This window comes from Candidatus Poribacteria bacterium, assembly GCA_026706025.1.
GTDB lineage: Bacteria > Poribacteria > WGA-4E > WGA-4E > WGA-3G > WGA-3G.
On sequence record JAPOZO010000087.1, the window covers coordinates 34,538 to 56,633 of the forward strand.

Annotated in this window: 17 protein-coding genes; 11 read left to right on the forward strand and 6 right to left on the reverse strand. The window is 46.7% G+C overall.

Going from position 1 to position 22,096, the window contains the following annotated elements; all coding sequences use genetic code 11:
- Positions 1-3: 3 nt before the first annotated feature.
- The 8 genes from OXH00_21970 (at position 4) to OXH00_22005 (ending at position 8,312) form a co-directional block, all read left to right on the forward strand.
- Positions 4-789: a hypothetical protein gene (locus OXH00_21970; GenBank protein ID MCY3743691.1), complete on the forward strand. Its 786-nt coding sequence runs from the start codon at positions 4-6 to the stop codon at positions 787-789.
- A gap of 750 nt (positions 790-1,539) precedes the next feature.
- The gene (locus OXH00_21975) at positions 1,540-1,692 is read left to right on the forward strand and encodes a hypothetical protein (protein ID MCY3743692.1); all 153 of its coding nucleotides are present in this window, start codon (positions 1,540-1,542) and stop codon (positions 1,690-1,692) included.
- 158 nt (positions 1,693-1,850) lie between these two features.
- Positions 1,851-2,525 (forward strand): deoxyribonuclease V, encoded by a 675-nt coding sequence (nfi, locus tag OXH00_21980; GenBank protein ID MCY3743693.1) that lies wholly within the window; start codon positions 1,851-1,853, stop codon positions 2,523-2,525.
- On the forward strand, positions 2,522-3,316 hold the full coding sequence (locus OXH00_21985; protein ID MCY3743694.1) for a hypothetical protein: 795 nt from the start codon (positions 2,522-2,524) through the stop codon (positions 3,314-3,316). The genes nfi and OXH00_21985 overlap by 4 nt, the downstream gene beginning before the upstream one ends.
- On the forward strand, positions 3,313-4,743 hold the full coding sequence (locus OXH00_21990; GenBank protein MCY3743695.1) for a sulfatase-like hydrolase/transferase: 1,431 nt from the start codon (positions 3,313-3,315) through the stop codon (positions 4,741-4,743). The genes OXH00_21985 and OXH00_21990 overlap by 4 nt, the downstream gene beginning before the upstream one ends.
- A 199-nt stretch (positions 4,744-4,942) precedes the next feature.
- The gene (locus OXH00_21995; GenBank protein MCY3743696.1) at positions 4,943-6,118 is read left to right on the forward strand and encodes an aminotransferase class I/II-fold pyridoxal phosphate-dependent enzyme; all 1,176 of its coding nucleotides are present in this window, start codon (positions 4,943-4,945) and stop codon (positions 6,116-6,118) included.
- A gap of 277 nt (positions 6,119-6,395) precedes the next feature.
- Positions 6,396-7,124: a hypothetical protein gene (locus tag OXH00_22000; GenBank protein MCY3743697.1), complete on the forward strand. Its 729-nt coding sequence runs from the start codon at positions 6,396-6,398 to the stop codon at positions 7,122-7,124.
- Positions 7,125-7,442: 318 nt separating this feature from the next.
- On the forward strand, positions 7,443-8,312 hold the full coding sequence (locus tag OXH00_22005; protein MCY3743698.1) for a hypothetical protein: 870 nt from the start codon (positions 7,443-7,445) through the stop codon (positions 8,310-8,312).
- Between the two features lie 106 nt (positions 8,313-8,418).
- Here the strand turns inward: OXH00_22005 and OXH00_22010 are convergent, their stop codons facing one another.
- Genes OXH00_22010 through OXH00_22020 form a run of 3 tightly spaced genes read right to left on the reverse strand, consistent with a single transcriptional unit; the run spans position 8,419 to position 11,688 of the window.
- Positions 8,419-9,099, reverse strand: a complete 681-nt coding sequence (locus OXH00_22010) for a TIGR04283 family arsenosugar biosynthesis glycosyltransferase (GenBank protein ID MCY3743699.1) — start codon at positions 9,097-9,099, stop codon at positions 8,419-8,421.
- Positions 9,100-9,112: 13 nt separating this feature from the next.
- Positions 9,113-10,852 (reverse strand): hypothetical protein, encoded by a 1,740-nt coding sequence (locus OXH00_22015; protein ID MCY3743700.1) that lies wholly within the window; start codon positions 10,850-10,852, stop codon positions 9,113-9,115.
- Positions 10,853-10,902: 50 nt separating this feature from the next.
- Positions 10,903-11,688 carry a LamG domain-containing protein gene (locus OXH00_22020; GenBank protein MCY3743701.1) on the reverse strand — a complete coding sequence of 262 codons (786 nt, stop codon included), beginning with the start codon at positions 11,686-11,688 and terminating at the stop codon, positions 10,903-10,905.
- Positions 11,689-12,224: 536 nt separating this feature from the next.
- On the opposite strand from OXH00_22020, the gene OXH00_22025 reads away from it, so the two are divergent.
- Together OXH00_22025 and OXH00_22030 are read left to right on the forward strand one after the other, a co-directional pair.
- The gene (locus tag OXH00_22025) at positions 12,225-14,252 is read left to right on the forward strand and encodes a TonB-dependent receptor plug domain-containing protein (protein MCY3743702.1); all 2,028 of its coding nucleotides are present in this window, start codon (positions 12,225-12,227) and stop codon (positions 14,250-14,252) included.
- A gap of 177 nt (positions 14,253-14,429) precedes the next feature.
- Entirely contained in the window at positions 14,430-14,801 is a 372-nt protein-coding gene (locus tag OXH00_22030) for a rhodanese-like domain-containing protein (protein ID MCY3743703.1), read from the forward strand.
- Positions 14,802-14,819: 18 nt separating this feature from the next.
- Here the strand turns inward: OXH00_22030 and OXH00_22035 are convergent, their stop codons facing one another.
- The 3 genes from OXH00_22035 to glpK form a co-directional block, all read right to left on the reverse strand.
- Positions 14,820-16,211, reverse strand: a complete 1,392-nt coding sequence (locus OXH00_22035) for a sigma-54 dependent transcriptional regulator (GenBank protein MCY3743704.1) — start codon at positions 16,209-16,211, stop codon at positions 14,820-14,822.
- Positions 16,212-16,376: 165 nt separating this feature from the next.
- Complete coding sequence (locus tag OXH00_22040) at positions 16,377-18,080, reverse strand: ATP-binding protein (protein ID MCY3743705.1); 1,704 nt, start codon at positions 18,078-18,080, stop codon at positions 16,377-16,379.
- A 1-nt stretch (position 18,081) separates the two neighbouring features.
- Positions 18,082-19,623, reverse strand: a complete 1,542-nt coding sequence (glpK, locus tag OXH00_22045; protein ID MCY3743706.1) for a glycerol kinase GlpK — start codon at positions 19,621-19,623, stop codon at positions 18,082-18,084.
- A gap of 550 nt (positions 19,624-20,173) precedes the next feature.
- Here glpK and OXH00_22050 point away from each other — a divergent pair.
- Positions 20,174-22,060, forward strand: a complete 1,887-nt coding sequence (locus OXH00_22050) for a hypothetical protein (protein ID MCY3743707.1) — start codon at positions 20,174-20,176, stop codon at positions 22,058-22,060.
- Positions 22,061-22,096: the final 36 nt, after the last annotated feature.

Below are 22,096 nucleotides of genomic sequence, written 5' to 3' on the forward strand. Positions count from 1 at the left end.
ATAATGGCGAAATCACTCTTGAATCTCTTGATACAAAAATGCGAGAGCCATCCCGACTATGGACGGTACACTGAACTCTTTAACCGGTTGGATCCATCGGCACCGCCGCAGATAGAGCTTGTCCAGCGCGCTGCGCCCCCGATACTTATGCGCGGTAAGAAACTCGGCATTTTTTCTGGTTCCTTCAATCCGCTGACGCTTGCGCATACGCAGATGGTGGAGGATACTGTCGCTAAATACGAGTTAGATGAACTGCTCCTACTTCTTGCAAAAGCGAACGTAGATAAATCGGTGTTCGGTTTACCCCTTGCTGCGCGACTCCTGACAGTCAGAAAATACGCGGAGAGTCAACAAGCGTTTTCTGTCGGTGTATCAAGCCACGGGAGGTATATTGATAAAGTCGTCGCCTTAAAATCTATATTCCCACCGGACACTGAATTCCATTTTATTGTCGGGTATGATACCCTCGTCAGGATCTTTGACACAAAATACTACACCGATTTCCATGCTGAATTGCAAGAGGTGTTTGCGTCGGCTCGCTTTATCGTTGCGAACCGGGCAGAGGCGGATATTCAGACAATAGCGTCCTTCATGGCACAATCAAACATTCGCCAGTATGCTGCTTACGTTTCAAGCCTTCTGTTGCCAGATGTTTATGCCTATATGTCCTCAACGGAGGTACGTGAATTGTTAGCGCGCGGTGAAGCGATTGAACACCTTGTACCACCAAGTATCCTCACGATGCTTGATGTATGCCGATCTAACAATGAAAAAGCACACATCGGGTAAAATTATCATTTTCTTCAGTGTCAAAACCCTGTCTTTCAAGGCAGGGATGTAGACACTGCCTATATTTATATTGACAAAGTTTGCCAAAAATGTTAGAATACTTTTCGTGTTCGGCATTGGTTGTGATTGATGTGTTGTCGGAACGCTCGTCAATGAGACAATCACGTAAAAGCCTCACACGCCTCTATATTGACAAAACCCTTTCGGGTATCCGTTGCACGTTTAGGGAAAGACACTTACAGGTGCATCCCGTTAAAAATCACGTGTCACATAATTTAGGCTGACTCTATCAGAGTCAGAAGGTTGGGACATCAACCTTTGGAGTAGGAGATGTAAGACTCACAATCGTGAGCAATCTCTGTTGATACCACAATCTGCCCCGCGTAGGAGGACTTCAAGAATCCCCCTGCTTTAGCGGGGGGAGTATGTCAAATCAATGTGTTTCCATTTTAATACATTTCTGTCAAACCTCCAGCCGAATTGTGTCAAGGAACACACACTTTCCCAACTTTTATCCCCCATTTTGGCGTTTTGCATTGGCATGATTCTTGCTACTTCTGCAGCGTGATTCATGTTAATTCCTACTAATTCTGTTGTTAGTCGGAAAAATTTAAAGAAAACAAAACTGTAACCGATTAATAGATAGTTGCGTATATTGCAATAATTTCAGTAGCAGGTTGAAACCTGAAAAAGACGTCAACAGGCTCACATAGGGCTCTAATATAAATCTTATGTTGGGGAGAATAGACGATGTTCAACGGAGTAGAAATTATTATAGGCAGTTTAGGTGCCCTCATCGGTATTGGTGGCGGCTATTTAATTCTTTCCGCTTTTTTCGCGGGCATCCGGCATATCACTAAACCTGGTGCCGTTGAAGTCAAAGAAACGACACCGGAAAAGTAGGCGTTTCTACGTGTAGACTACGTTGAAACGGCTTGACAATTGAAAATTTTTGTGTTATAATGTTATGGAGCATCCGGCGGAGGATCGCCACCGTGTCTTGGAGCCTAAAATATTATAACACAAAATGACGTTTACATTGAAAACGAACAGCGGCAGCTATGAAATATCGCGCCCTCCATTCGTGGGATGTTACACCTGAAGAAGCGCGGCAGCTCCAAAACGAACTCCGCTCTCAGGTGGTTCAAACAGACCGGTTTGGGACAATCAACACCGTTGCTGGGGTAGACATCGGGTTGAAAAAGGACACCGCACTCGCATCCGTGGTAGTCCTCAGCTTTCCCGAACTGCAGGTGGTAGATAGCGTGGTTACAGAGAGCCCTGTTCGTTTTCCTTATATACCGGGGTTGTTGTCCTTTCGAGAAATCCCACCGCTGCTAACAGCGTTTGCGGCGTTGCAAACAGAACCCGATCTGGTCATCGTAGACGGGCAGGGCATCGCACACCCGAGGCGATTCGGACTCGCATCGCACTTGGGGCTGATCTTGGATAAACCGACGATCGGTTGTGCAAAATCCCGGCTCTGGGGACAATACGAAGAACCTGATTCAGAACAAGGTGCTTACACGTACCTCACAGCCAAAGAGGAGGTAATCGGTGCTGCAGTCCGCACGCGCGCGAACGTTCGGGTGGTGTATGTATCTATAGGGCACCGAATCTCCTTGGATTCAGCACGTGTGTGGGTGTTGGCATGTTGTCGAGGCTATCGTTTGCCCGAAACGACGCGTTATGCGCACAACGCCGCATCCGGTAAACCCCCCAAAATACGCACATGAATAATAACAGTGAGCATCACTGGTCGTTTGACTATAATTATGGTGCGCAAAACCCCCAATTTGTACAGGAATTGATTGGAACACTTGACCGGTGTTACACGACGGATACCGATGCGCGGGACACGCAAACAGGGCAGGCTCTCACGCATATCTATAATATTCTGCCGAACTATTGGCGCGGTTATGCTGGAGGAGATGCTAAGGAGACGCTGAGCATCGGGACAGTTATTCTTGAACGCAGCAAGCAGGACGGTCTGTGGAACTATTCCGTCCAATATGAGAATACAACAAGCGGCGAGAACCTACGGATGCAATTCCGCTGTAGTGATGAACACTATCGTCCGCTCACAGGCAGTTGGCGCGTTGATGCCCGAAATAGTGGCAACGATGAATATTCCAAAGTGACGTGTGAAGGGTATCTTGTTGAAGATTCGGAGGTACGGCTTCGCGTTAGCGGAACTGAGATCGTTGTTGGAACAGTGGACACAACTGCCAAACTGACGTGCAATTGGGCACTTTTCGACGTAATTCCCGCACTTGCGGAGACAATCCGAGTCTCAGGCAACGGCGTGAAACTCGCACTGCTTGAAGACTTGGAGCAGCTTAGACTAAAAAGCAGGCTCGGTTTCCTTGAGACAATACAGAAACCTTTGTCGCTTGATGGTTATTACCTTTACGGTACTGGACTTTTGCCTTCGTATTGGTGGCTTGATGCAGATGGGAGCATCGCCATCGCTTCTACCTTTTTTGAGACGTTGGTGCTGAAAGAGAAGATAGGAGGGAATACGTGAGCAAACGTCCGAATATTCTCTTTATCAATACCGACCAGCACTCGTGGGATGCGATCTCGGCATACGGAAACCCGTATCTTCAAACGCCTAATATTGATACGCTTCATAGGAATGGCACCTCCTTTCGTCAGTCATATTGTACGGATCCAGTGTGTGCCGCTGCGCGTTCGAGTTGGGCGACGGGATTATACACCTCCGAAACAGGTGTCCCTTTCAACGGTGGACATCTGCATCCAGAAATCCCCGATCTTGGTCAAGTGCTCAGCGAAGGCGGCTACAAAGCTTTCCACTGTGGCAAGTGGCATGTTCCGGGTCGGAATGTCCGTGAAAGTTTTCAGACGCTCTATTACGGGCGACGCAATATCGGTGCTGGCGGTGCAGCGTATTACGATTCAGCATCCACGCACGCTGTTGCCGATTTCTTGACGAACTACGATGGCGCAGAACCTTTTTATCTCCAAATTGGGTATGTTGATCCGCATGATGTCTGCGAATATCTGCACAACCATGAGGAAAAACGTATCCCGAATCCGGTGGAACAGGGAATTGTTTCGGAAGATGCTTTGCCACCACTCCCGGAAAACTTCGACTACGATACGCGGGAGACGCTGCTGCATCGGGTCTGTCGAAGGGTTGATGACGCACTTATCCACGCCGCTATTCTTAAAGGGGTACGCGATTGGGATGAACTTCAGTGGCGTTACTTGAGATGGAACTATTACCGGTTCATCGAAAAGGTTGATGCTGAGATTGGTCGAGTCCTGGCGTTGCTACGTGAAACATCTCTGCACCACAACACGCTCATTATCTTCAGTGCTGACCACGGTGAGGCGTGTGGCAGCCACCAGATGTTCCAGAAGTTCACGCTTTATGAAGAGAGCGTACGAGTCCCGTTCATCGTGGCGTGTTTGGGAGATGAGATTCCTATAGAGAAAGACCGGCTTGACGAAACGCACTTCGTTTCCGGTGTAGACCTATTCCCTACTGTTTGTGATTACGCTGGTATTGATACATCAGGAAGGCTACAGGGAACCAGTGTACGTCCGCTTGCTGAAGGGAAAGAGGTCCCATGGCACGATTCTGCTTACATAGAGAGCAATTACTGGGGACGCGCGATCGTCACCGAACAGTATAAATACGTTACGGAATATAAACCGAAGGCGGTGGAGGATTTCTTACCTCCCGGACCAGATGCTGCACAGTTCGGACTTGCGCAGCTGTTTGATCGGCACGATGATCCCGGAGAGATGCAAAATTTGGCTGAGGACGAGGCTTACGATGAAGTCATCAAAATGTGCCAAGATAAACTGCTTGCCCAAGAAACCAAACTCCATCGGCAGGTGATGGCGCATCCAAGTCCGAAACGGATAATATCAAATTGGGGTGACCGATTACGGTCATATTGGAGCATGATGGATAGGATATAGGAAATCAATTCGTTAACATAAATAATCTCTGTTCGTTTCCTTACCTTTGTCAGAAAACGGTTTCAATTTGATAAAAACGAGGATTGTGATAGTGACCTCTATATGTTCATGATATTATGGAAAAGAATCAGTTGAAACGCATCGGAAACCATTTTTTGACGAAGGAAAAAAATGAGCAAAAACCCAAATATTTAAAAAAATGAATATATTTTCAAAACGCTTAAATCGACTCCCACCCTACATGTTTGGTAAGCTGAAGCAGATAACACACGAACGTCGCCAGCAAGGTGTAGATATTATCGATTTGGGGATGGGGAACCCGAATCAACCGACACCGCAACCTATTATTGATAAACTGACAGAAGCCGCGCAGGAGATGCGAAATCACCGCTACTCGGCATCGCGCGGTATCTACAATCTCCGTAGAGAAGTCAGTTGGCATTATGAACGCCGATTCGGTGTTAACATTGATCCAAATGAGGAAGCAATTGCTGTCATCGGAACCAAAGAAGGACTTGGGCACCTCGCTTTAGCCATGATTGACGAAGGCGACTTAGCGATGGTGCCGAATCCAACGTTCCCGATTCATACTTATAGTGTTGTCCTTGCGGGTGGAAGCGTTGTGAGTATACCGCTCACTGAAGAGAACGATTTCATCCCTTCGCTGACCGAGATTACACGCGATATTTGGCCGAGACCGAAAATGTTGATTTTAAGTTTTCCGCATAACCCTACGGGAGCTGTCGTTGATCTTGGCTTCTTTGAGGAGATCGTCGCGTTCGCGAAACAACAGGAGATCGTTGTTGTCCATGATTTGGCTTATGCAGACATCGTTTTTGATGGCTACAAAGCACCGAGTTTCCTGCAAGCGAAGGGCGCGAAGGATGTCGGTATTGAATTTATATCCCTATCCAAATCCTATAACATGGCAGGGTGGCGGTGTGGGTTTGCAGCCGGAAATAGAGATATTATTGAGGCTCTCGCTCGGATTAAAGGCTACTATGACTATGGTATTTTCGCACCGATTCAGGTCGCTGCAATTATGGCACTCCGCACGCCAGAAGATACGGTGATGGAAAACGCTGCTATCTACCAGAAACGCCGCGATGTGCTTGTTGAAGGGCTAAACCGGATCGGATGGACCGTGCCGAAACCGCAGGCTTCTATGTTCGTTTGGGCACCTATTCCTGAGGCGTGGCGGCATCTGAACTCTCTGGACTTCTCTATGAAACTCCTCAATGAAGCGGAGGTCTGTGTCTCTCCGGGTGCCGGGTTTGGGCATAACGGTGAAGGATATATCCGCATCGCGCTTGTGGAGAACGAAGATCGAATTCGTCAGGCAGTCCGTCAGATACGACGCGCGTTGTTTGGGTAATCATGAAGGGTACCATATACCAATAAACCCCTTAATTTTTCGTATCCGCTCCCAGACATTCCTATTTTTTCCCAGAGTCATCCAGTTTTCCGTTTTTTGTCGATTTTAGAAGAAGCGTCGCAACCAGAAGGGTACTCCTACACGGAGACGTTTTACGCGAAAAATTGAAATTATGGGACAATTGAATGGCTCTGATTTTTTTTCTAAAAAGTCTTGACAAATTCTAATAGGTCGGGTATAATAAAGACAGATTTTTATTCTAACAGAGGTGACTACCATGCGAAAAATCGTTATTCTCTGTATTCTGATCATATCAGCACTGTTGTTATGTCAGATGAGTAATGCTAAGCTCCTTGTAGAAGACGATTTTAAGGGTAAACTCAAAGATAAGTACTGGAAAGGGCAGAAGGAATCTTGGGATATCAAAAACGAGCACCTGGAGATACATCGCGTCGCTGGTGATGGAAACGGGGCTGAGGATTTTGGATATGGCATCATAGAATTTGAAAATTTTGGGCTTCGTCTTGATTTCTACCTTTTTTCGGATCCACAGCCGAGTAAGATGGAGCTCCTATTCCGGGCAAACGAAGATCTACATTTCTATCAGTTGATTATTACGCCGAGTGATGGATTTGGTCGCCCTAATTCCGCACGTTGGTACAAGCGAGAAGGCAATGATCGAGGCACATGGAACGAGTACATTGACTTCAGAGATGAATTTCCGATCCCCATTGAAACAAAAGTATGGTACACCCTTGCGCTGCTCGGCAGAGGTAGTGATTTTGAACTCTATATCAAGCGACAAGGCGAACTCAGATATCAAAAGGTTTCAGATTTAAGCGATGTCAAGAATCTGCATCCCAAAGGTGTCCTCGGTTTCCACACCAATCAGCTCCAACACTATTATATTGATAACCTTTACCTTTACGACAGTCCGAATGAGGTGAGTCTCGCTGTTGAGCCTCACGGTAAACTCGCTGTGAAATGGGCAGAACTCAAGCAGTAGTTGGTCGAGATGTTAGACAAAGCCTATCTGTGAATCTTGGTGCAGCAGAGGCAACTTTTAATCTTTACAATTTTCAAAAAAAGTATTGACTTCATTTTGCCTTTTAAGGTATACTTTGCGCAAGTGAAGTGACATAAACGTCCTACCGGAACGATTATATGCTCAGGGTAAGGTAGTGACAACCTGAGGTAAAATTGAATCCGGTCGCGAGTTGTTTTTCTGGCAGCTCCTTTGTCAATATCTGGGGTGGTGTTCTAATGTGCCATTCCAGCAATAAGTAACATACTCATGGCAACCCAAAAGGAGGTATTGCACATCATGAGAAAGATTTATTTCGGTATAACGCTCTTAGTTCTCTTCAGCTTTGTAACTATGGTTTCAGCCAACGATTTGGCTTTTTACTCGGGGCCTACCAACCCGGGTTGGATTTCCGATAAAGCCGTCCAAGAGAACGTCAAGGTCATTAAAGATGACCCAGGTGTCAAAGCACTCTTTAACAGTATAGAAGATTTCGGTGATGGCGATGAAGTGGGAGACAATTCCCCGCTCGCTAAGTGGACCAAGGAACATACCGATAACGGACAGCAAGATGTTATCATCCTTGCCTGTGGAACCTGTCCAAGTGGGCTTTATGAGTTCCCGAATAAGGATGCAGATGGATCCAATGTTGAGAACTTTGTTGAAGCCGGTAATGTCGTTATTAACGTCGCAGACTGGATCTTCTATATGAGTTACGAAGGCGGTGTCCGCAGTCCGAATAACGGTCCTACGGGGGCTGCCAATGTCTTTGATATTGATGGACTCAGCTTTGGGGCACGCGTTGGTGCTATGAAACCGACAGACCTCGGGAAAAAGGTTATGCCATCAATGGAGGCATTCAATTCTGATCGTCCTTGGCACGTAGAGCAGTTTAAAGGTTCAGATTGGGATCTCGTGATTTTCGGGGAGGCTGACAAAAGTAACGCTGACCCAGCAGTTGCTATTAGCAAGTCACCGGGTGGAGACGGAACCGGCATGATCGCCGCGATGTGGCAAGCCGCTAAACCCGAATGGCCTGGAAATACCGACATCCGCGGTATCGGTGTTGCTGAATTCATCAACAACTGGCTCGCAGAGAATGGCACCTTTGATGTTGAAGCCAAGAACAAGTTGGCGACAACTTGGGGTACCATTAAGCAGACTCGCTAATTTCAGGTATGCCAGTGTCGGAATAGTAATAAGTTAGCCGACATCTTCTATAGGGAATTTCCGAACTGCCGCCGAGGCAGCCCAGGAAGTTCCCTTTTTTCTTTTTCTATCGGATATGTTGATAGAGTTTGGCAAGCTGTTCCGGTGAGAATTTAAGGAAATAGAGAAACGTTATCAGCCAGTTGTTTACTGTGGTGCGCACAATCCCTTTCGTTTCCCATCGCCGCGCAGAAATATGGATATGAGGGATAACAAGGGTTGTTTTGCCGAGTTTACGCAAATCCCTCGAAAATTCCATCTCTTCCAAAATCGGAATCTCACGGAAGCCACCGATCTTCTCGAAATCGGCACGCCTTAGAAAGATACCGCTATCGCCATAAAACACCTTCAGATGTTTCCCTCGGATGTTTCCTGCTATCTCAATCGCACGATAGAGAATGTTGTTCCCATCAATTTTTTGACGAAACCCGCCCCCGATGTAGCCCGAAGAGAGTGCCGTTTCTACTGCTGCCAATGCCCCCGGCTCGAGCCAAATATCTGCGTGTAGAAAGATGAGAATGTCGCCTGATGCAGCGGCTGCACCTGCATTTAACTGCTTCGCGCGTCCTCGCGCAGATGTAACCACCTTTCCATACTTCTCCGCAATAGGAACCGAGCCATCAGTGCTTCCACCGTCTACGATGATGAGTTCGTGATGTCCTAATTCAGACTGAAGTTGAGACAGCGTCTTCTCCAGAATCTTCGCTTCGTTCAGAACTGGAATGATAATTGTTATTTTCTGGGACATTGCTATGCGCGACCTAAGATGGAGTTTGCGCGAACTGATTCAGAGCCAGCATCGGAAAAACGGACGCATTAATCGGGTCCGCATATCCGCCAATAAACTCCCAATAGATACCGACGCACTGCTCTTGCCAGGAGCCGTCTTCCCGCTGATGTTCGAGTAGAAATTGTATGCCGTTTTGCGCTGCACGATTTTCCGGGTTCACTTGGAGAAGGGCATAAGTACTCCATGCCGTCTGCTCCACTGTACTTTCGGTCGGATTTCCGAACATATCTTCGCCCCACCCGCCATCGGCATTTTGGCTACGTTCTAACCATTCAACACCACTATGAACTTCTGCTACGTTTTTCAGACCGGCTTTTACAAGTGCCGTAATAGCACACGCCGTGCCGTATGTGTCTTTTGCTAACCAGAGGTCTCGCCAATAGCCATCTCGATGAATTTGACGACGCAGCCAATTGATACCGCCCTGTATCTCGGTTTGGACATTCGGTTTATCCGTAATGTCGCAGTCATGAAAAGCAATCAGTGCTTCAATGGCATGCGCTGTGATACTGACGCATCCAACGTCTCCTTGTCCGGGCTGATATGTGCTCCAACTTCCATCGCGTACCTGTTGCGTCTTTAACCATGTAATCCCGCGGCGAATAGCAGCATGTGGCATCTGTTGATCCTCGGAAGTATCAACACCGAGAGCGCGTATCAGGGCAAGCGTTCCGAGGGCAGTATCATCCGCGTCACTTGGAAGGGTGCTGTCGCGGAGTCCAGAAAATGCCCACCCACCATCCATATTTTGATGTTCGACAAGCCATTGTGCAGCGTGTGTTACTTTGTCCCTAAGGGCGTCGTTGATAGGTGAGTTTTTCGCGTCTATGGGATGCACTTCTGTTAGGGCAATGATACTCAACGCTGTATCCCAAACATTGAGATTTAACGCCTCTCGACATCCACCATCAGGATTTTGGGTCTTATCGAGCCAGGCAATCCCGCGTTCAATGAATTCTCCGATTTCTTCATCAGTTTCCCATTTTTCCTGAAGTTCAATGAGTGCCAAGACCGAAAGGGCAGTAATATAGTTTACTCGAAACCAACTGCCATCGCTGAGAACGTGTGCTTTCAGCCATGCAACAAGGGACGTTATCATTTCAGGACGTTTTGCGGTATTCAATTCGATGAGGATGAAAACAGGCACAAGTGTGTGTTGTTCAGCAATGAACAGTGCCTCAAACATTGTGGTATTGAACAGCGCGACAGGTGGCAGCCGATGCCTCGGTGGTTTCAATCGACTGCCAAGCAGCGGGATTTTTGTCAATTGCCTTGCTAATTTCATAAGCGGCAGGGCATTTTCTGAGAAGGTAAGTTCGTTCCAGTCAAATTCGCCGAAAGCCGCGTAAGCCAAGTTGACCAAGGCGAGGTGTGGCGGCAATTTCGGGATAGATGCTAATAGTTTTTGGAGTGATGCGTCTGGGGCGCGTTGGTGAACTTGTTTTAGAATGATTTGGGTGAATCGCGTTGCTTCTGCGTTTGATATGTTGGCAATATCCAATCCCCATCTGTCATCATTGTTCTGGTTTGCTCTGAACCATTCGATTAACGCAAGTTCAGGCGTTTCGCCGCGTGCGAGTTGTATCCAAGCATACGCGCAGCTCGGAAACGTACTTGACGAGAGTTGCCCCTCAAAATTTCCGTCTTCGCACTGTTGCCTAAGTAGAAAGGTAGTGCCGCGCGTTAATACAGATTTGATTTCTTCTTTCATAATGAATTTCTGACATCCACAAAATTTCCAAGAAGCAGCTTCCTGACTGCTTATTGTTTAAGGTGCCCCCAGAAAGTCGGCAATGTGAATTCGGAAAACTCGACTGCCTGTGGCGCATCCAAATTTGGGCTCAGGACATCAGCCTCTCTTGCAATATCGCTGATTCGGACTTCATCCATTAATCCGAGCCACTTAAATTGACGGGTATTCTTGCTTCCGATGATAACATCAAACCCTGCTGCACCTGCGAATTTACCGCCATGGTTCGTTGAACCGACCTCTTTGCCGTCAATATAGAGTTTGATCTGTTTGGAGTCATAGGTGCCAGCGACGTGCTGCCACTGCTCTAATTCTAACGCATCTGTCGCACCAGCGAACGCGGTTCCCTTTTCCGTGTTAATGTGGAATTTGGTGATCCCGTTCTGAACACCTAAATGATAGGCACCCGGCGGTCCATCCCAGTTTGTGAAGATGAGGCGCCATCCAGTCAAGTCTTCGGGATAGACCCAGGCTTCAATCGTAATCTCAACTTTCGGTATCAGGACATCTGCTTCGCCGAGCGAAATCACGGTATTTCCATCAAAAACAAACGATTTTCCTGCTTTGTTTTCTTTGTTCCAATCTTGATTTGCATCCCATGCCGCTTTTCCTTCTACCTCGCCTTTGACTTTGTTATCGGAGATGTCTACAATATCATCACCATCAAAGTGCCACAAGCCGAGCGTCGATTCATCGGGCAGATACTCAAATCCGTCAGCGGCGAAACAGATACTGGTTCTTAAAAAAATAAGAAACGCGTATAATAAGGGCATATATTGCCATTTTATTAGACCCATATTTTACTCCTTCTGTGTCACTCAATTTGATGTATAGTTTAGCATACAGGAACTGTCGGTGTCAATGTTTTTAGTCGGAAAATTCAGAGCCATTCAATTCTCCATTTGCCGAGCGAATCTTCACCACCAGGCACGGTAAGTGGGGTTTCCGAACCGCACCGGATCTTAAAAAAAAGACGTGAAATCCAATAATTTCTTAAAATTGAATGGCTCTGTCGGAAAATTGGTATAGGAGGGTCATTTACTGTATATTGGGAACTGCGCCTTTCATGAACTATAGCGGAACTTAGAATTAATCCTACGTGATTTGTTTGTTGGGTTTCGCTATATCTATGTCTATCAACGATTCATGGGAAAGCGAGATTTCTGCTATAAATACAGCGATCTTGGTCTTCACTGCTCAACCAACCTACGGAAACTTCATTCGCATTTTTAATTACCAAACTCACGTTATCGTACATATTTGACTGCAACAGCCAAAGTGTGCTATAATAGCCATATAAAAGCAGATAAACTATACGCTGAGGTGCAGCTGGATGTTTAGCTTTAACCTTCGGAAGCCGATATACCTAATCTTTTCCGCGCTGTTTTTTGGATTAACGGGTCTGTTTGCAACTTTCGCTGAAGAGGGAACCGCGCCTGTAGAGCTGGAAAAAATTGTTGTAACCCCCGGTCGCTTTACGATTTATGACGGCACTTCAGCAAGAATCTCCCTATCTAAACAGGAAATTGAGCGTTTTCCGTTGATTGACAACGATGTGATGCGTGCCGGACACGTCTTTCCAGGGGTTGTTTCAAGCGATTATAGCGCGCGATTCAGCGTTCGCGGCGGAGAAAAAGATGATATTGCTGTCAGATTAGACGGCATGGAGCTCTATAACCCTTATCATCTTCAAGACTTCGGTGGTGCGGTTTCGCTCATCGGACTCGAACTCGTTCAGAACACGCAGCTGCTCATAGGTGGATTCCCCGCGGAATATGGTGAAAAGATGTCTGGTGTCTTTGACATCACGGCGAGATCTCCAAATACCGAGCAATTCTCCGCTAATTTTGGCGTAGATCTGATTAACGCGACTGCTACTTTAGAAGGACCGCTCTTTGAGAACGGCGGGTGGCTCCTATCAGCCCGCCGCGGGTATATTGATTTAATTCTTGCCCTTATGGATATTGACGAGGACTATAAACCGCAGTATGCCGATGTCTACAGTAAATTCACATATCAGGTCACACAGGCAGATACGGTCACGCTTAATGGATTATACGGTTGGGACAAAAATCGGATTCGCTTAGAGGATATAGATAATAACTTGGATTCCCAATACGATAACTCAACCCTTTGGGCGAAGTGGCGGCATACCTTTGGTGGTTCACACTGGACAGATTTTTTCGTTTTCGCTGGTACTTCCACGCAAGATAGAATGACTGGGAAGGCTGATATTGATAACCGAGACTTCCGATTCTTGGGGACAAAAGCGGAGTTCACTGCAAGCCTTTTTGACGCACACACATTCCGGAGCGGCGTGAAGTGGCAGTGGTTAACTGCTCAATATCAATACGATGTTCAAGAACGGCAAGCAGGTGTAAACATCTATAAACCTATTCTCGTTGATGTTGACAATAGTGGGAGCGACATCAGTGCTTTCTTGCAGGATGAGTGGCAACTCCACCCTAAACTTGCTCTCAATGTTGGTGCGCATTTTGTTTACCAACAGTATCGTGAAACCGGCATTCAGCGTTATGAAATTGGACCGCGGGTTGCACTGGCAGTAAAACCTGTGAATAACTTAGTCCTACGGGGCGCGTGGGGACTTTACCACCAACCGGTTAGCCTAATGGGTGTGCCTGTAGAGGACGGTATTCAGACCGTTGGACGCGCGGAACAAGCCGTGCATTACGTTATCGGTGCTGAATATACCCCTACCCATAATTTTTTGGTGCGTGTGGAGGGGTATTACAATACATTTGATAATCTTGTTGGACGGCTTCGCGAGTTTGGACGACAAAATCAGATTTTCGCCGCACCAGAGTCTGGGGACGCTAAAGGTTTCGATGTGTTCATGACGCATACGGTTTCAGATCGGTTGGCGTGGACGCTCGGGTACGCTTATGGCATCGCGGAAGAGATCGCTGGTGGTGAAACTATTTTTCGCCAGTATGACAGGCGCCACTCTTTCGCCGTTAGTAGTAACTATCAGTTTGCTCCGCTCTGGCATCTCTATCTCAGTTGGCGTTTCCATACTGGTGAACCGCGGACACCACTTATTCACACGGAAGTCCGGCTACCTGATGGCGGCATTGCCTGCGACCGACAATTTGGGGATACGCATTCAGCGCGGATGCCTGCTTACCATAGTCTTGATTTTCGTATCACCAAGCGAAACCCTTATCGGCGATGGGAGTTATCTTGGTACTTCCAGATTTTGAACCTATATAACCATAGAAATCTGGATCAGTACGCCTTTAGTGAAGTACGCAATGAGGAAACGGGTACTATTGAGTGTGCTATTGAGGAAGAACCCCTCTTTCCAATCGTTCCGACCTTGGGTGTTACGATGCGTTTCTAAAGATATAATGTCGCTTCTGTATGGATAAACTATATTTTAGATTTCGGTGTGAAAGCGGTTTTTCAAACGCCATGAAACTCTCCAATTTAAAAAACAGATAAGAAGATGTTGAAATATATCAGAAAAGCACTCAAAAAAATACGACGACGGTATATAAGAAATTTGCAGAGACGGGACTTGCCGAAGGCTGCACCAAGTGTAGTTGAAGCGATTCTACCGTTAGACGCTGATACGTACACGATCACACCGACGCAACTTAAAGAGATGATGAACGAAGATAAACCGTTCATTTTGTTGGATGTGCGGGAGAAATGGGAGTATGAGATGGTTCATATTGACGGAGCTATGTTGATGCCTTTCGGCGAGTTACCGAGACGGTTTAGGGAAATTACGCCAGGCGTTGAGGTGGTGGTGTATTGCCACTGGGGCATGCGGGGGCTTGATGCAGCATTTCTTTTGCAACAACTCGGTTTTAAATCCGTGAAGAGTCTGATCGGCGGCATTGATCGGTGGGCACAGGAAATTGATACCCAGACCCTACGATATTAGTGCTGCATGTATCTCTATCTACGCTTCTGTTTTGAAATCTTGGCTCTGGAGTTCATATTTCTGCATCCGGTGCTGGAGTTTGCGACGTGAGATACCGAGCAGTTTCGCCGCTTGAATCTGGTTTCCATTGCTTCTTGTCAATGCCGTGCACACATATTCCTTAATAATTTCCTCAAGTGAGACCCCTTCTTCCGGTATATCGAACTCAACATCGGTCGTAGGCAGTGATGTATCTAAAATTTCCGGAGGCAATTCATCTTTGTCGATCACTTCATTTTCTGAAAGCACAAAGATCCTGCGGAGGTAATTTTCTAATTGCCGAATGTTGCCGGGCCACTCATAACGCCGGAGTGCTGACATCGCCTGCGGTGTAACTTGCTTTGGTAACGCCTCCGCGTATTCATTGCTGAACTTCTGGATGAGGAAATTCACGAGCATTGGAATATCCTCAGGGTGTTCCCGAAGTGGCGGGACGTGAAGCGGAATCACATTCAGGCGAAAATAGAGATCGTCACGGAATGCCCCATCTCGGACGGCTTGAATTAAGTTCTTATTCGTGGCGGCGATCACACAAACATCCACTTTAATGTTCTGAGTTCCACCGATTCGGCGTATCTCGCGTTCTTCTAAGACATGTAAGAGTTTGCTCTGTGTCTGCGTCGGGAGATCGCCGATCTCGTCAAGGAAGAGTATCCCTTCGTTTGCGACTTCAAACAACCCTTTCTTTTGATGCGCGGCATCTGTAAACGCCCCCTTTTCGTGACCAAAGAGTTCACTTTCAATCAGCGTATCTGGAATCGCACCACAATTAACTGCGATGAAAGGTTTGCCTTTCCTAAGACCATGCTTGTGAAGTGCCCGTGCGATTAAACTTTTCCCAGAACCAGTTTCTCCTGTGATGAGCACTTGCGTGACACCGCGATGCAAAATCCGAGCCATCTTTTTGAAAAGCTCCTGCATTTGCTCGCTTTCACCCACAATCTCATCAATCTGAATGTCAGGGGTTGGATCATCGGTCTCGCTTTCAGGCTCTCCGAGCGCGCCGCGAGTCTGTAAGGCATGCTTCACTTCCCGTTTCAGAACATCAAGCTGAATCGGTTTTTCGAGGTAGTAAAACGCACCTTCATGTGCCACAAGATTCACAGCATCATTCAATTCGGCGTACGCTGTCATGATAAGAACCGGTAGATCTGGGTCAGTGCGCTTTATTTCCCGAAGCAGATCTCGACCTTCAAACCGTGAAGACATCCACATATCACTGATAACGAGATCAAACATCTGTTTCTCTAAGCTCTCAAGCGCGGCTTTGCTGTCTCCAACGATTTCAACCGTGTACCCTTCACGTTTCAAGATACGCTGTAGGATTGTCAGTTGTGCCTGGTCGTCGTCTACGATTAGTATTGATGCCATCGTTTGGTTCTCCTCATTTGAACCCGTAAATTTATGGGATAGGACTTACGCATGCTGCTCTTTTGTAGCATAGGAAACCGTTGGTCTCCTGTGCCAAGAGACCGTCTGTGTTTTTTCTAAGCACCCTACTTAACAGTATGCGCTAAAATCAAAATTGCGTAAGTCCTATGAGAGTTTATTCTCATTAAGTGGAAGACTGATTTTAAAAGCAGTTCCCATTCCTATTTTGCTTCTGACTTCGATCTTACCTTTATGCGCAGTAATGATCTGGTGCGAAATCGCAAGTCCGAGTCCTATGCCACCGGTAGCGTCTTTCGTTGTAAAATAAGCATCGTAAATCTGTTCCTGAATTTCTTCTGGAATACCGATACCGGTATCTCGAATTTCGATTACTGCTTGGTTCATCTCGTCCTCTATTTCCTCAATTAAGGTGGTGATGTAAATGCTACCGCCCTTCGGCATTGCTTGGATACTGTTTTGCACAAAGTTGAAGATGGTTTGCCGCATTAGCGCTGTATCCAATGGGACATCCGGTAAGTTTTCGTTATAGCTTTTAATTACCTGTACCTCGGCTCCTTCGGTAACGAGTGCGAATTCCGATAAAACCTGCTCTACAAGGGCATTGAGGTTTACCGGTTCTATATTCAATTTTCTCGGTCGATTTAGGGTGAGGAACTGCTCTGAAGTTTGCTTTAATTCCCCTATTTTTTTATCAACGATCTCTAAAAGTTCTTTCGCTTCCTCAATATCATCGGGGTTCACCTTTCGTTGTGAGAAAACAGATTTCAGGTGCTGGGCAGTCATTCCAATTGAATTAAGTGGGTTCCGAATTTCGTGTGCCACACCAGCCGCAAATTGACCTAAGGCAGCAATCCTTTTTGAGTGAGAATCTCGCAATTGCCACAGCATTCGGACGAGGTTATGGGTTGCCCTTCCGATTTCATCCGAGGAGTAAGTCTGGTCAAGAGATAAATCGCCACTTTCTGCGCTCTGAATAATATGGGTCATCCGTTCTAACGGCTTCATAATCAAGTGATTCGTCGTTAAGTCGATCAGAATTACGAGGAGTGCCCCGACAATCACGATCAGTATCGCGTGCATCAACAATGAATTTCGGATTGATCTATCAATATAAGGCACATCAAAAAGCACCTGTATGTAGCCAGTTAACGCTTTCCGAATCCACAGGATCTCATCTTGCTTCCATAGATTATAAAAAACGCCTCTCTCTTGGTCGGTAATTCGCCAGCGTCTACCTTTCTCTTCTGGTATCACAAGGACCAGTCCTTCTGGCACATAGGTGTTTTCACCAAAGGCTCTCCACCAAACCTTATGCGGCATCCGCCCTTCATCAAGTGTTGGGACATATGCGAAGTCGCGCGGATCTAACTCTATCGGCTTTGGTGCCGTCAAAACGGCAGTATACTTAATAACAATAGCCGTTGCATTTTGTCCCTCAACAGCGTGGACCGTCGCGCCTTTTGCCTCGATTTGTTTAAGGTCCGCTGTGTCAAGATTTATGTCGCCAGCATCTTCACCCGTAAGTAGGCTCGAGCGAATACGGGTGTTGTTTACGGAGATATGGACGTTTAGCACATCTTGCATGTCCGGGTGTGCCTGCTTGAGTTCAGTAAGCACATAGTCCAGCCGGTTCGCGTCAAATACTTTTGTTGTTTCGATTTCTCTCGTAATCGCATCAAGGATTGTGTTTTCAGTGATTTTCTTCAGTTCCGCACCGCGTTCTGCCCCCAAGGCGTGAAGGGCATTCATTTCACTTCGGACACGAATACTGTCGAAAAAGTAAAATGCCACTAAGACTGCTATTACGGAGAGGTTGATAACAAGGGAATACTTCCATTGGAGTCGCATTTTAACCCATCACACGTTTCACTGCCTTTTTCCACTGCGTGAGTTTCTGATTCCGTTCGTTTGGGTCAATCTGTGGTGAAAAGACGCAGGCTGTAGAAACCGCGTCTGCGGGTGTCGCTTGTGTAGATCGATACCTCTCCAGTTCAGCGATATCGTTCCACATTCCGGTTGTAATACCAGCGAGGTACGCCGCACCCAGTCCTGTTGTCTCGATTTGCGCGGGACGTTCTACATCTATCCCCAGAATATCTGCTTGGAACTGCATAAGAAAATCATTCGCTGTTGCTCCGCCGTCAACACGCAAACGATCAATCGTCATGTCTGCATCTGTCAACATCGCAGTGACGACATCTGCGGATTGATAAGCGATTGATTCTAAAGTGGCACGGATGATCTCTGCACGAGTGCTCCCGCGTGTTAAACCGAGGATTGCACCGCGTGCCTCAGCCTCCCAATACGGGGCACCGAGTCCAGTAAACGCAGGAACAACGAAGACACCACCTGAATCTGGGATACTGGATGCGATCTTTCCCGTTTCTGCTGCGTTCTCAATAATCTGGATGCCGTCTCGGAGCCACTGGACAGCAGCACCCGCGACAAATACGCTCCCTTCCAGCGCATAAACGGGGTTTTCATCTAAACTACAAGCAAGTGTTGTCAGGAGTCCAGTCTCCGTTTCTGTTTTTTTAGCACCTGTATTCAGCATCAAGAAGCAGCCGGTTCCGTAAGTGTTTTTCACCATGCCGGGTTCGGTACACAATTGCCCGAAAAGGGCGGCTTGCTGATCCCCCGCGATGCCAGTAATCGGGATGCCATCTAAAGATATATTTTTCCCGAAGGTCTCAAGCCAAAAATTACGATAGAAACTCGCTGTCCCGAAGTTGTTTGCGGATGGATAGACTTCAGGCAATATAGCTTTTGGAACATTGAAGATTTCCAAAAGACTATCGTCCCACGAAAGATTGTTAATATTGAAAAGTAGTGTGCGCGATGCATTTGTGTAATCGGTTTTATGAACAGCACCGTCTGTTAATTTCCACAGGAGCCAGGTATCTACAGTTCCAAACGCGAGTTCTCCGCGTTCTGCTTGTTCCCGCGCACCGTTAACATTATCAAGAATCCAAGCGATTTTTGTTGCCGAAAAGTAGGCATCTAAGACGAGACCTGTTTTCGTCTTGATCTCTTCTGAAAGTCCTTGTTTCTGAAGTGTGTTACACCTATCTGTAGTGCGCCGACACTGCCACACAATCGCAGGGTGAATCGGTTTACCTGTCTCTCGATTCCAGATGAGTGTTGTTTCACGTTGATTTGCGATGCCGAGCGCGATAATGTTTGGTACTGTTTCTCCAAAGAGGGCGTCTATGGCTTGTAGTGTAGCGTTCCATATCTCCTCTGGATCGTGTTCTACCCAACCGGGGTGTGGATAGTATTGTGTAAATTCTTGGTATCCTCGGGCAACGATATTGCCTTGGATGTCAACAAGAAGGGCGGTCGTACCTGTTGTCCCTTGGTCGATCGCGAGGATACAAGCTGTGTTCGGCATGCTGCGCGTGCGACTCCTAATTCTTTTTTATTTCGGACTTACGCATTTCTTTTTAAAGTCCCCTGATAAGAGGGATTTAGGTTAAAGTCCCCCTGATAAGAGGGATTTAGGGGGTTAAATACATCAAAATTACCGCTTTTTGCGTCCAAATGTCCTACATTTACGCAATTTGCGTAAGTTCTATCATTAAAGCATAACACGGCTGGGAAAAAATAACAATTGAAAATGTGGACTTGGTTGACCAGAGGATTTTAGCGTTTTTTATCAATTCAAGTTGACATCGAATTTATTATTCTGCTATAATATCCTATTATGTCTTGACAGTATTAAATTACATAGAGCCGTTTTCATTGGTCTTTAGTATGCTAACAAATTTGCCACTTTCTAATTAAAAAATTAAAACTCGTATATCGCCCCTATTGAGCGGAGGCTTAGATTTGAAGGCTACAGGTAGACCAACTGGATGACTCTACGTCTTAATCAATGTGCGATTGAGATGATTGTTGCGAACATAAAACAGATTTCTGATAGTTCAGAGAGGAGTGACGTTGTGAAAAAGGTTTGGCTTTGCGCTCTGGTCGTATTCTGCTTGGCTGTATATCATAGCCACGCGCAGATTCAGTGGGATGCTGAAAAGTTTATGCCGTTGTCCGATGTGAAACAGGGCATGACAGGGAAGGGGTACACTGTATTTTCAGGCATAGAAGTGGAAGAATTTGATTTTGAAGTTGTAAGCGTTGAGTACAACTATTTCCCCGGGTGGCATGTCGTATGGTGTAAAGGGCTCAGCGACAACTTTAAACGTACCGGTGTCGCAGGCGGCATGAGCGGTAGTCCGATCTATATTGATGGTAGACTCATAGGGGCACTCTCGCTTGGACATTTCAATCAGCGGGAACATGCCAATCTCTTTGGTGTCACGCCCATTGGATCGATGATTAAAGTGGCACAGCGTGGGATGGAACCCAATTTAAGTTACCAAGGCACGCAACTCTTTGATTTCGGTGCTGCAGCTGCGGTGCAAGCATCTGGTTTAGATATGGGGGCATCGTTGCTTCGCGACGGTAAAGTCTCACAGATCCCGCGTAGTTTTGATGAAGTGTGGTTTGAGAACATGTCCAGGGCTGCTTCCCCAGCGAGATCCGCCCAGTTGTCCATACCGCTCGCGATGCCACCACTGAACCCAGAATTAATGCGATATGTCAAACCGATTTTTGACAAGTTCAACTTTACTCCTGTTCAAGCAGCAGGGGGTGGTGGTCGTATTAAGGAATCGCCGGTTGAGGAAGGACAGATCATCGGGACGGAATATGTACGGGGTGATGTCTCATTTTTTGGCTATGGTACTATCACTTATGTCAAAGATGATGAGCTCCTCGCTTATGGACATGGTACACCGTCGGCGGAAGGTAATGTAAATCTACCGCTTTCAGGCGGTTATGTCCATTTTATTTTGCCGAGCCGATCGCGCTCCTCCAAGGTCGCGGCACCGACACAACTCGTCGGGACCTTAGTCCAAGATCGCGAAACCTCAATCGCCGGGATCATCGGAAAGCATCCGAGTTATATTCCGGTCAATGTTAATGTGCAAACAACCGATGGGAAGCAGCACGAAAAGTATTATGAGGTAATAAGAGACCGCGGAGTATCTGGCCTTTATGTCGGAGTCGGGGCATCCTATCTTCTTGATGCGCTTGAGTTCTATTTCCACGATTACACGGTCAACCTGAACGCTACCATCACCTTGAAAGAACATCCTGACCTCACAACTCGAGAGTTGGCGTACAAAAACGTCTTTTCTTCGAGCGGCTCACCAGCCTCTGGGATCATGCAAACGGTGATGTCCCCAATAATGTTGTTGGACAGCAACACTTACACAAAGGTTCAGGTTGAGGGGGTTGACCTTGATATTAAGGTGGAGGATAAACGCCGAACGGCGAGAGTTATAAGCCTTCGGGTCGATAAACTTCGATATCGCCCTGGTGATACTGTCGCAGTCGAGATAACTCTGCAACCTTATCTTGAAATGCCGGTCGTCCTGACAGGAACAATTACGATTCCAAAGGATACACCCGATGGACTTGTTATGCTTCTCGCTTCCAACGGGAGTTTTTATGAGTCTTGGCAGCGTTCCCGGGCACCATTTAACTTCCGATACAGAGACATCAACCAGTTAGTTGAACTCTTGAAACGTGAGGAAAACAATTCCAATATTATTTTTGAACTCTCTGTACCGCAACCCGGACTCACTGTTCAAGGTCAAGAATTCTCGAATTTACCACCTTCTGTTATGTCTGTGATGAATACTGCAAAGCAGGTGGTCGGCAATTCAGGATATACTGCCGGGACAGCTTTACATGTTGACAAACTATCCACAGACTATGTCGTCTTTGGTAGTGGTATTATTCGCTTTGTTGTTGATAGGAACGCCGAGTAAGGTCCAAAAAGACAAAGTAAGTGGGGGCACCAACTT